The sequence below is a fragment of the Streptomyces sp. KLMMK genome (assembly GCF_036961605.1).
GTDB classification, from domain to species: domain Bacteria; phylum Actinomycetota; class Actinomycetes; order Streptomycetales; family Streptomycetaceae; genus Streptomyces; species Streptomyces telluris.
Genome location: NZ_JBAMDC010000226.1, coordinates 1 through 11,079 on the forward strand (window position 1 = coordinate 1; position 11,079 = coordinate 11,079).

The window sequence follows — 11,079 nt, forward strand, 5'->3', positions numbered from 1 at the left end:
GCGCGCCGGGGCGGTGGTGCCGCCGTCCAGGATGCGGCCCGCGCGGACGAGTATCTCGTCGGCGCCGGCCGCGGGGGCGAGGCTGATCCAGCGCTGGACGTGCTCGCCCCGGATCACCACCTCCCCCGACCGGTCGCGGTAGACGATGTACTCCCGCCACAGCAGGCCGGCCAGCTCTTCCGCGGTCTCTCTCAGTCTCGCCCTCATGCGGTACCCCCCACGGCTCAGGGACCGCGGCACGGCGCGGCCCACCCAATCGAACAAACGCCGCATTCTAGCTGCGGGGACCGACACCGGCCGCTCCCCCGGCCGGAGGCTCCCCCCGGGCCCCTTACGGGTCCTGGCGGGGCGTCAGCGCTTGGGCCAGTGCCACAGCGGCTCGTCGAGCAGGCTCTCGCGGCCCGCGACGTCCGTCTGCCCGGAGCCGTCCTTGACCAGGGCAATCGAGTTGACGTCCAGCCGGTGGCGCCGGGCGCCGGCGCGGAGGGCGTCGGCCAGCCCCGGGGCGTGGGTGACGACCACGATCTGGGTGTCCCGGGTCGCGGTGAGGATCAGGTCGGCCAGCGGGGCCAGCAGGTCGGGGTGGAGGCTGGACTCCGGCTCGTTGAGGACGAGCAGCGCGGGCGGGCGCGGGGTGAGCAGCGCCGCGGTCCACAGCAGATAGCGCAGCGTGCCGTCGGACAGCTCGGCCGCGCCGAGCGGGCGCAGCAGGCCGCGCTGGTGCAGCTTGAGCTCGAACCGGCCGCCCTCGCTGACGATCTCCACCCTGCTGCCGGGGAACGCCGCGTCCACGGCGGCGTCCAGGGCCTCGTGGTCGCCGATCTCGCGGATGGTCTGCAGGGCGGCCGCCACGTCCGATCCGTCGTGGCCGAGCACCGGGGTGCGGGTGCCGATCCGGGCGTTGCGGGCGGGGGCGTGAGCGTCGGTGCGCACGTGGTCGTAGAACCGCCAGGAGCGCATGTGCTCGCGCAGCCGCAGCAGGTCGGGGGCGAGCTGCGGGTCGGCGAGCTCGCTGAGCATGCTGTCGTAGGGGCGGACGGCGTTCACCGAGTCGTGCCAGCTGCCGTTCGCCGTGCGGGTGCGCACGGCGGGCCCGGAGCGGTCGGAGAGCAGTGCGGCCGGGCGCAGCACGGGGCCGGCCCAGGTGCACTCCCGCTTGATCTCGGGGTCCAGGTTGAACATGGACGGCGCGCCCGTGCTGCCGGAGGTCGGTATCGGGTGCCCGAAGTCGACCGCGTAGCCGAATTCGTCCCCGGCGAACCCGAGCCGGAGGCTCGCGGCCGGGGAGCGCCCGCTGCCCTTCCGCTCCCCCGCCCACAGCGTCGAGGCGAGCCCGCCCTCACGCGCCAGCGCCGCGACCGCACCCCCGCGCGCCGAGTCGGCGAGCAGCCGCAGGGCCCGGTAGAGGCTGGACTTCCCGGTGGCGTTCGCCCCGGTGATCACGTTGAGCCGGTCCAGGGGGACGATCAGCCGGCGCAGGGATCGGTAGTTCTCGACGGCGACAGTGGTGAGCATCGGACCTCTCGGCACCTCGTGGTGGATCTTCCGTTCAGTGTGCCAAGGGGGTCTGACATCGCCCTGAAGCCGCGCGGCCCGCGCCCCTGCGCCCCCTGCTACAACCCCCTGAGCTCCCCTTCGTAGAAGACCAGCGGCCGGCCGCCCTCCCGGTACTCGGCCTCCTCGACCCGGCCCACGACAAGCACGTGGTCTCCCCCGTCGTACACAGCCCACGGCGTGCAGGCGAGCGTCGCGAGCGAGCCCGCGAGGCGGGGTGCGAGGCCGGTGGGCGGGCGGGGCGCCCACCGGGGCGGTGCCGCTGCCGGCCGGCCCGCGAAGTGCTCGGCGAGGTCCTTCTGGTCCTGGCCGAGCACGTTCACCGTGAACGGCCTGCCCCCGGGCCCGCCGGCGAGGTGCCGGCCGGCCTTGCTGCCGCGGTGGAGGGAGACCAGCACCAGCGCGGGGTCCAGCGAGACCGCCGTGAAGGCGTTGACGGTGGCCCCGTGCGGGGCGCCGTCGACGTCGCACGTCACCACCGTGACGCCGGTGGCGAAGTGCCCCAGGCAGGTCCGCAGCAGCCGTTCGTCGGTGAGCACCGGTCGGTCACCTTCCCCCGGCGCCGGCCGGCAGGTCGAACCAGAGGTGGACCTGGCCGGTCCCGATCCCGTTCTCGTACGCGCCGAACCGGCGGCCGCGCGCCGCGCACGCCTCGCCGCCCAGCGCGCCCGCCAGCATCAGGTAGTGGCCGAACCGGGCCTCGGGTGCGTACCGCAGGTACTCCGGCATGGTCCGGATCACCTGGTCGTGCCGGCCCGCCTCCAGCCACGCGATCCGCTGTTCGTCCGCCGCCCGTGCCTCGGCAGTGACGATGTTGGCGGGGTCCCCGGCCATGCGGTTGCGCAGCTCGGCCAGCGGCCAGAAGCGGTGGGAGAGGCCGCCCGAGGCGAGCAGCAGCACCTTGCGGTCGAGGCCGCCGACGGCCTCCCCCACGATCCGGCCGATCTTCAGGAAGTCCTCGGTGGTCGCCGTCTGGCAGACCGAGACGGACACCCAGGGCCTGCCGCCCGCCGTGCCCGCGCCGGCGCCCTGTCCGAGGTACGTCCAGAGGTTGAGCGTCGCGTAGTGGATCGGCAGGTGCGGGTCGTCGTTGGCGGCGATCCATACCTTCCGCTCCTCCGCCAGCGCGGCGACCGCGTGGGCCAGTTCCGGGTCGCCGGGGAGGTCGTACGGGAGCCGGCTGATCGCGCCCGGCATCTCGTCGGAGGTGAACAGGCCCGTACGGCGCGGGTGGGCTGTGATGACGGCCTCGGTGGTCGTCGCCCAGTGGGAGTCGAAGACCACCACGGTGTCGTACTCCGGCGGGTGTCCCGCCGGGTCGGTCAGCTCGCTCCGGAGCTGTTCCAGGCCGGTCGCGAGCGTGAAGTCGCGGCCTCCGTTGGCCTCGATCCGGGCGGGCTCGGGGAACATGATGACGGGCGCGTGCGAGAGCAGGCCCGCACCGGCGATGTCGCCCATGGGCGGTCTCCTTTACGGGACGAGGAGGAGCTTTCCGGAGGTGCGGCGGGAGGCCAGGTCGGTGTGTGCGCGGTGCGCCTCGGCGAGGGGGTAGGTGCCCGCGACGGTGAACGTCAGCGTGCCGTCGGCGATGCCCCGGAACACCTCGCCCGCCCGCCGTTCGAACTCCTCGGCGGTGGCCCGGAAGTGCTCCAGGTAGGGCCGGGTCAGGGTCAGCGAGCCGCCCCACAGCAGCCGCATCACGTCGACCGGCGGCACGGCGCCGCTGGCGCCCCCGAAGAGGACCAGCGTGCCGCGGGTGCGCAGCGAGGCGAGGCTCGCGTCGAAGGTGGCGGCGCCGACGCCGTCGTAGACCGCGTGGACGCCCTCCCCGCCGGTGAGCGCGCGGACCTCGGCGGCCAGGTCGCCGGTCTCGGTGTAGCGGACGACCTCGTCGGCGCCGTTGGCGCGCGCGGTGCGTTCCTTCTCCTCCGTGGACACGGTGCCGATGACGCGGGCGCCGCGCCGCTTGAGCATCTGGGTGAGCAGCAGGCCGACGCCGCCGGCGGCGGCGTGGACGAGGACCGTCTCGCCCTCCCGGGCCGGGTAGGAGTCGTGGGCGAGGAAGTGGGCGGTCATGCCGTGGACGAGCACGCCGCCGGCCGTCGGCAGGTCGATGGCGCCGGGCACGACGATGGCCTTGTCCTCGGGCACGAGGACGTGTTCGGCGTAGCTGCCGAGCACGGTCGTCCAGGCGACGCGGTCGCCGGGCGCGAAGCGGGTGACGCCGGGGCCGACGGCCCGGACGGTGCCGGAGCCCTCTTCGCCGGGCACGCAGGGGACGGGCAGCGGGTAGCGGCCCTCGCGCCGGTAGAGGTCGATGAAGTTGACTCCGGCCGCGGCGAGTTCGACGAGGATCTGTCCTTCGCCGGGCTGCCCCGGATCGGGCTTCTCCACGTAGAGCTGGACTTCGGGTCCGCCGGTCTCGCGGATCTCGATCGCGTGCATCAGTGCGTTCCCTTCACATCGGTCAGTTCGACGTCGTACGTGCGCAGCCAGTCGTCCATGCGGACCGTGGACTCCACGAGGATCCGTTCGAACTCGGACAGGCTGCCGGTGGCCGTCCTGGCGGTCATCCGCCGCACCGCGTCTCCGTCGAGGAACGGGCTGAGCGGCGCGTCCCCGTCGCCCGCCGCGGCGGCGAGCCCGGTGATGAGGGAGCGGTCGTAGGCGGGGTCCTGAATGGACGGGTAGGCGGCCTTCTTGCGGCGCAGCACCGACTGCGGAAGGAGGCCGGAGGCGGCTTCCCGCAGGAGTGCCTTCTCCTGGCCGTTGAAGGTCTTCATCTCCCAGGGGACGTTGAAGACGTACTCGACGAGGCGGTGGTCGCAGAACGGGACCCGCCCTTCCAGGCCGCTGGCCATGCCCATGCGGTCCTTCTTGTCGAGCAGGATGGGCAGCCAGCGGGTCAGCGTCAGGTAGCCCAGTTCGCGGGTGCGCCGCTCCGCAGCGTTCTCGGTGTCTCCCCCGTCGAGGACGGGGACCTCGGCGAGCGCCGTGCGGTAGAGGTCGGCCTCGTACTCCGCCAGGTCGATCCCGTCGATGAACCAGGGGTGGAACAGCGACCGCGGGTCGAGGCCGCGGTGGGCGCCCAGCTTGAGCCAGGGGAAGGTCTCGGCCTTGCGCGCCCCGGGGTCGGAGAACCACAGGTAGCCGCCGAAGACCTCGTCCGCGCCCTCTCCGGAGAGCGCCACCGTGGCGTGCTGCCGGACGGCGGCGAAGAGCAGGTACAGCGAGACGTCGAGGTCGGCGAAGTTGAACGGCAGGTCCCAGGCGCCGAGGACGGTGCGGCGGACGGCCGGGTCGAGCAGGCGGGTGCGGTCGAGGACGATCGCGTGGTGGTCGCTGCCGATGTGCCGGGCGACTTCGAGGGCGTACGGCCCGTCGGGAGTGGGGCGGATGGCGTCGGCCCGGAAGTTCTCCGTGTGACCGGTGAAGTCGACGGAGAAGGTGGACAGGCGGTCGCCGTCGGCGGCGCGCGCCCGGGCCGCGAGGGCGGTGACGGTGCTGGAGTCGAGCCCTCCGGACAGCAGGGAGACCAGGGGCACGTCCGCGGCCATCTGCCGGGGGACGATGTCGTCGAGCAGCTCGCGGACGGTGGCCACGGTGGTGGGCAGGTCGTCGGTGTGCGGGCGGGCCTCCAGGGCCCAGTAGCGCTCCTCGGTGATGCCGTCGCGGCCGGCCCGCAGCAGGTGGCCGGGCTTCAGTTCGCGCATGCCGCGGAAGGGCACGCGTCCCGGGGTGCGCAGGAACAGCAGCGCGTCGCACAGCTCCTCCGCTCCGGCGGAGGCGTCGGCCAGGGGGTTGGCGAGGACGGCCTTGGGCTCGGAGCCGAAGAGCAGGCCGTCGGCCGTGAGGTGGTAGAAGAGCGGCTTGACGCCCAGCCGGTCCCGCACCAGGAGCAGCTCCTCGCGGGCGGTGTCCCAGATGGCGATGGAGTACATGCCGTTGAGGCGGCGGGCGAAGTCCGTGCCCCACTGCAGGTAGGCGCGCAGGGCCACTTCCGTGTCGCTGCGGGTGGTGAACCGGTGCCCGAGGAGGACGAGTTCCTCGCGCAGCTCGCGGAAGTTGTAGATCTCGCCGCCGTAGGAGATGACGGCGCGGGGCCGGTCGCCGCCGGGTCCGGTCTCCGGGGTGTGCATGGGCTGCGTGCCGTGCTCCAGGTCGATGACGGCGAGCCGCCGGTGTCCCAGGGCGGCGTGGGTGTCCAGCCACACGCCGCGGGCGTCCGGCCCGCGCGGGGCCAGGGTGTCGGTCATGGCGTCCACGGTCCGCTGTTCGGCCGTGAGGTCGCGCCCGAAGGCGACCCAGCCGGTGATGCCGCACATGGTGGTGCTCCGTTCCCGGTCGGTGTGGGCGGTCTCAGTCGGTGGAGGCGGGGTCGCGCCAGGGGCCCCGGCGCCAGCCGTCGAGGTCGTAGTCGTCGAGGCAGTCCTGGACGAGCGCCTCGTAGCGGGCGAGGCTGCCGCGCCCTGTCGCCCAGCGGAGCGCGTCGAGGCGGACCTGCTCCCCGTTGCCCGAGTAGTTGCGCTCGTACAGCTCGTGCCGGCCGCCGAACTCGGTACCGATCGCGTCCCACACCAGCTTGAGGAGCTTGATCCGGTCGAGGGCGGAGGTGTCCGCGCCGCGGTAGAAGCGGTCGATGAGCGGCCGCAGTTCGGGGTCGGCCAGGTCGCGGGCGCCGGAGGGCACGGCGAGGGGCGATCCGCCGAGCGTGGTCTCGAACAGTTCGTGGACGCGGTCCCACACCTGGGCGTTGTACATCCGCATCGCGGAGGCGTGCTCCAGGCGGGGCACGACCGTGCCGCCGCTGCCCGGCTCGGGGTCGTGGGCCATGGCCGAGGTCAGCGCCCACACCATGTCCCGCATGGTGATGACCTCGCCCACGGCGGCCTGGACGCCGCGGAACTCGTCGGTGCCGTTGGCCCGGGTGCCGCGGGCGAGCAGCCCGGCCATGAGCTCCAGCTTCACGCTCAGGCGGATGCCGGACTGGAAGTTGTACAGGTTCGGGAAGCCGGAGGTGGCGTAGAAGCCGGTGGCGCGCTTGACGTCCCGGTGGACGAGGACGTCCTCCCAGGGGATCAGCGCCTCGTCGAGCAGGAGCACGCTGTCGTTCTCGTCGAAGCGGCTGCTGAGCGGGGCGTCGAAGGGGCTCGTGGCGTGCTGCGCGTAGGGGGTGCGGCAGACGAGCTTCACGCCCGGGTTGTCCATGCGGACGAAGAAGACCAGGGCGAAGGCCTCCGCCTTGCCGGGCGCGAGGGCCGCCGATCCGACGGGGGCGACGAAGCCCGCGTTGGTGATGGCCGAGCCCGTCGCCAGCATCTTCGCCCCGCTGACCACGACGCCCGCGTCCGTCTCGCGCACGGCGCGCACGAACACGTCCTCCATGTCGTGGATCGCCCGCTTGCGGTCCACGGGCGGGTTGATGATGACGTGGTTGAGGTAGAGCGCCTTGCGGGCGAACTCGGTGTACCAGGCGGTGGCGTTGGCGGCGAACTGGCCGTAGTAGCCGGCGTTGACGCCGAGGCCGGCCATGAAGGATGCCTTGTACTCGGGGGTGCGCCCGAGGAAGCCGTAGCTCATCCTCGCCCACGTGGCGATGGCCTCGCGGGCCTCCACCAGCTCGGCCGCCGAGCGGCTGGGCTTGAAGAACTTGTGCGTACGGATGCCCGTGGCCTCGTCGACGCCGGTGAGGGCGCCGGAGGTGGCCGGGTCGTGCATGGCGTCGTAGAGGCGGGCCACCGACAGGGCGGAGTTGCGGAAGGCGGGGTGGCGGGTGACGTCCTTGACGCGTTCCCCGTTCAGGAACACCTGGCGGCCGTCGCGCAGGCTCTCCAGGTACTCGTCGCCCGTCATCAGGCTGCCGGTGGCGGTCATCGGACCAGCCCCGGGTTGTCGAGCGCCGGGGTGCCGAGCACCTGGACGCGGCGCAGGTGCCGGGGGGCACCGCTGGTGAAGGCGTTCCGGCCGTGCAGCAGCGTGTAGTTGTCGGCGAAGACCACATCACCCGTCCGCCAGCTGTGGGCGTAGAAGTGCGCCGGGTCGTACAGCGCGGCCCGCAGGCTGCGGTGCATCTCGGCGATCCCGTCGTCGGGCAGGCCCGTGAACTGCAGGTCGGGGTGGTTGACGAACCCGGCGTCGCCGGCGGCGGTGGGCTCGTTGTAGCGGATGACCGGGGCGCCGTGGACGGGGTGGGTGGTCACGATCGGCGAGACGGTGACGCTGTTGTAGAACTCCATCGCGCGGTGGTAGGTGCCGGTCACCTGCGACCACTGGGCGACGGTCCGCGGGTCGGTGCGCTCCAGCACGGCGGTGGTGTGGGAGAAGGTCGTCTCGCCGCCGTTCTCCGCCCCGGGGGCGCTGACGCACTGGAAGACCTGGAACTCCGGGATCTGTTCGCGGTACATGCCGTCCCAGTGCATCGGCATGTAGCTGGAGTCGAAGATGTGGTCCTCGGGCTTCTCCTGCTCGACGAGTTCGAGCACGGTGCCGAAGGGCCACACGCTGGGCTCGCCCCAGCGCTCGCAGTAGGCGGAGAGCTCGTCCGGACCGTCGAAGGAGCCGAAGTCGCGCAGCAGGACGAGGTGGTGCTCGCGGACGAGCGAGCGCAGCGGTGCGACGGGCAGGTCGCGGACGTGCAGGCCCGGCTCCAGCGCCTGTATCGCCAGGCCGAAGGGTTCGATCGGCGCGACGGCGTGGCGCAGGTCGGTGAGGACGTCGTCCACGGCCGTGGCTGCGTCGGCCGGGGCCGTGCGGGCCGTTTCTGCGTCGTGCTCAGCGGTCACGTGCTCAGCAGTCATGGGGGCTCTCCTGTGGGGGTGAGAGGAATGTGAGGGGGATGCGCCGGACGTACGCCGGGCCGTTACGCGCAGGCCTGGTTCCAGGGGTCGCGGTGCGCGGGCGGAGGCCCGGGCACGGCGGCGGGCCGGGGGACGGCGGGCTCGACGGCCGGCTCCAGCACGTAGTGGCTGGGGCTTCCCGCGGCGAGGACGAGCTCGGCGCCGGCCTCCTCGGCCTCCGCGCGCTTCATGAGCGTGAAGCGCCCGCCGGACGCGACCGCGACGCTGTGCCAGGGCGTCAGCCAGGTGTCGGGGGTGTCGGCGAGCAGGATGCCGATCTTTCCCGTGCTGCACGGCTGCGGGTGGATGGACAGGCGGATCGCCGTGGGGAAGAGCCGGTCCAGCAGGTTGCCCCACGCCCGGCTGCGCTGGATGACGCGGTACGCGAGGTCGCGGCACTTGCGCTGCAGGGCGGAGCGGGTTCCCGTGTAGCCGGGGCCGGACAGGTCCTCCAGCATGAAGCGGGTGATGCCCCGGTACATGGCGAGCGGGGCGCCCCCGGCGCGTACTTCCTCGCGGAGTTCGTCCAGCGTCGGGGCGTGGCCGGCCGAGAGCATGGCGCGCATGTCCTCGTGCCCGGCGCCGCGGTAGACGTCGTCGAGGCTGAACTGTTCGAGGTGGGTGGCGCCGATCCTCCTGATCATCGCGTCGAGTGCGTGTGCGTAGGCGGTGACGTTCTCGTCGCTCACGCCGAGCAGGTCGTTGAAGACCCGCCCGTCGGAGCAGATGAGGATGGCGGCTCCCGGCGGGTGGACCTCGGCGATGCGCTCGCACAGCGAGTTCAGGAAGCGCAGGGCGAGTTCCTCGGCCAGGTCCGGCAGCGGGCCGAGCACCTTGGCCGGGTTCGGGGACTTCGTGGGGAAGGCCGGGAGGACGAATTCGATCCGCCGGCCGGCCTCCATGGCGCCGCGCACCGCGTCCAGGTGATGTCTGACGCACCGCAGGCAGACCCGCCCGGCGCATCCGCCTTCTCTCATTCTGCGCTGGTGGGACAGGACCTCCCGGATGACTTCTACGGCGGCCAGTTCGATATCGGGTGCGGCCTGTTCGGACACCGCGCCTCCCTTCGTGGACTGCGCACCACCGTGCTGGGCGGGCGCATGAGAAGCGCATGAGAAGCGCACAAGGGAGGCGTCGAAGGGCGTCAGGCGGGGGCGCGCGCCGTCACGGCGTGGCGCAGGTCACCGGGTCCGGCGGTCAGGCATCCCGTGTGAGGCCGGCGAGCTCCTGCTGGGCACGCTCGGCCCAGGACGGCATGCGCAGGCTGCGGAAGCCGGTCAGTGCGGTGGTGAGGTGGCTCACGGCCCGCCCGGTGTCCCCCAGTGCGGCGTGGGTGCTGCCCAGCCACAGGGCGGTGAGCGCCTCGCCGCGGCGTTCGCCGAGTTCGGCGAAGACGGACGCGGCCTCGTCCAGCGGGGCGAGCGCCCACGCGGCCTGGCCGGGGCCGCCGAGCTCGGTGTGCATCCGTCCCAGGGCCAGCAGCGCGTACGCCTCTCCGGGGCGGTGCCGCACCGCCCGGTACTCGGCCAGGGCCCGGTGCAGGTGGCGGGCGGCCCGTTCGGCGCGGCCGTGGCCGATCTCCGCCCAGGCGAGCATCTGCAGGACGTCGGCGAGGGCGAGCGGGTGCCCGAGGCGCTCCGCGGTCGCGACCGACGGTTCGAGGGCGTCGACGGCTTCGGCTTCGCGCTCCTGGCAGGCGAGCGCGAAGGCCAGGCTGCGCAGGGCCATGACGTGGCCGTGCTTGTCGCCCAGCCGGTTCATCACGGCCGCGGCGGCGGCCGCGTCGTCGTGGGCGAGCCCGGCCATGCCCCGGTCCGCGATCGCGAAGCTGCGGTGGATCCGCAGGCGGGCGGCGTGGTGCTCCTCGCCCAGCGTGTCCAGCTGTTCGATGGCGGAAGCCCAGCGGGTCATCGCGTCGTCGACCCGGCCCCGGACGGCGCAGGCCCGGGCGAGGGAGCCCTGGGCGACCGCGGCGGCGACGGGGTCGCCGTCGGCCGTGGCACGGTCGAGTGCGACCCGGGCGACCTGCTCCCACTCGTCCCACCAGTTCCGCAGGTGGCACACGTCCTCCAGAGCGGCGGCGAGCCCGGCGGTCTGCGGGCCGTATCCGGCGCCCGCGGCGAACCCGACGGCGGTGACGAGGTTCGTCCGCTCGCTCTCCAGCCATCCGACGAGGTCGCCGGCCTCGCCGGGCCGGTGCCCGCCGGCGCCCCTGCGGATGAGCTGGCCCCCTGCCGTGCGCACGCGCGCGAGCCAGCCGTCCAGGACCCGGGCGACCGCGGCCCGGCGCCACGACCGGGGCTCGTCGGCGCCGGCGCGCTCGGCCGCGTAGGCGTGCAGGAGGTCGTGCATGCGGTAGCGCGGCTGCCCGTGCGCGCCGACCGACTCGATCTGTACGAGGTTGGCGTCGATGAGCGCGTCGGTGGCGCGGTCGGCCGCCACGACGGCGGAGGAACAGGAGCCCGCCGTGGAGCCGTCTTCGGGGCCGCCCGCAGAACCGGCCGCAGAGCCCGCTGCCGCGGAGCCGTCCGCGTCGAGCAGGGCGGAGAGCGCCCAGCCGGGGAACTCGGGTGAGGGGAGCAGCCCGACGGCGCGGAAGGCGCGGGCGGCGTCCGGCGCCAGGCCGTGGTAGCTGGCGGCGACACAGGTGCGGACCGCGAGGTCCCCCACGGTGAGCTCGGCCAGCACG

At 73.5% G+C, this 11,079-nt stretch carries 8 protein-coding genes and 2 pseudogenes; all 10 read right to left on the reverse strand.

The window, feature by feature from the left end; genetic code table 11:
- Positions 1-207 (reverse strand): annotated as a pseudogene (locus V7793_RS25525) (hypothetical protein); the annotation flags it as partial.
- A 144-nt stretch (positions 208-351) separates the two neighbouring features.
- Positions 352-1,515, reverse strand: a complete 1,164-nt coding sequence (locus V7793_RS25530; protein WP_336010317.1) for an AAA family ATPase — start codon at positions 1,513-1,515, stop codon at positions 352-354.
- Between the two features lie 98 nt (positions 1,516-1,613).
- The gene (locus tag V7793_RS25535; protein ID WP_336010319.1) at positions 1,614-2,093 is read right to left on the reverse strand and encodes a flavin reductase family protein; all 480 of its coding nucleotides are present in this window, start codon (positions 2,091-2,093) and stop codon (positions 1,614-1,616) included.
- 7 nt (positions 2,094-2,100) lie between these two features.
- Positions 2,101-3,012, reverse strand: coding sequence for a catechol 1,2-dioxygenase (locus V7793_RS25540; protein ID WP_336010321.1), 912 nt, complete (start codon positions 3,010-3,012; stop codon positions 2,101-2,103).
- A 12-nt stretch (positions 3,013-3,024) separates the two neighbouring features.
- A complete protein-coding gene (locus V7793_RS25545) occupies positions 3,025-3,999 on the reverse strand; it encodes a quinone oxidoreductase family protein (protein WP_336010323.1) in 975 nt (324 codons plus the stop codon).
- Positions 3,999-5,879, reverse strand: a complete 1,881-nt coding sequence (asnB, locus tag V7793_RS25550) for an asparagine synthase (glutamine-hydrolyzing) (protein WP_336010326.1) — start codon at positions 5,877-5,879, stop codon at positions 3,999-4,001. Before asnB ends, V7793_RS25545 begins: the two co-directional genes overlap by 1 nt.
- Positions 5,880-5,913: 34 nt before the next feature.
- Positions 5,914-7,428 carry a 4-hydroxyphenylacetate 3-hydroxylase family protein gene (locus tag V7793_RS25555; protein ID WP_336010328.1) on the reverse strand — a complete coding sequence of 505 codons (1,515 nt, stop codon included), beginning with the start codon at positions 7,426-7,428 and terminating at the stop codon, positions 5,914-5,916.
- Entirely contained in the window at positions 7,425-8,351 is a 927-nt protein-coding gene (locus tag V7793_RS25560) for a TauD/TfdA dioxygenase family protein (RefSeq protein WP_336010330.1), read from the reverse strand. The genes V7793_RS25555 and V7793_RS25560 overlap by 4 nt, the downstream gene beginning before the upstream one ends.
- A gap of 62 nt (positions 8,352-8,413) precedes the next feature.
- Positions 8,414-9,445, reverse strand: coding sequence for an isocyanide synthase family protein (locus tag V7793_RS25565; protein WP_336010332.1), 1,032 nt, complete (start codon positions 9,443-9,445; stop codon positions 8,414-8,416).
- A 142-nt stretch (positions 9,446-9,587) separates the two neighbouring features.
- Positions 9,588-11,079 (reverse strand): annotated as a pseudogene (locus V7793_RS25570) (hypothetical protein); the annotation flags it as partial.

Coding starts and splice junctions, on each gene's coding strand:
- V7793_RS25530 (WP_336010317.1), bottom strand. CDS start 1,515: ATGCTCACCACTGTCGCCGTCGAGAACTACCGATCCCTGCGCCGGCTG.
- V7793_RS25540 (WP_336010321.1), bottom strand. CDS start 3,012: ATGGGCGACATCGCCGGTGCGGGCCTGCTCTCGCACGCGCCCGTCATC.
- V7793_RS25545 (WP_336010323.1), bottom strand. CDS start 3,999: ATGCACGCGATCGAGATCCGCGAGACCGGCGGACCCGAAGTCCAGCTC.
- asnB (WP_336010326.1), bottom strand. CDS start 5,879: ATGTGCGGCATCACCGGCTGGGTCGCCTTCGGGCGCGACCTCACGGCC.
- V7793_RS25555 (WP_336010328.1), bottom strand. CDS start 7,428: ATGACCGCCACCGGCAGCCTGATGACGGGCGACGAGTACCTGGAGAGC.
- V7793_RS25560 (WP_336010330.1), bottom strand. CDS start 8,351: ATGACTGCTGAGCACGTGACCGCTGAGCACGACGCAGAAACGGCCCGC.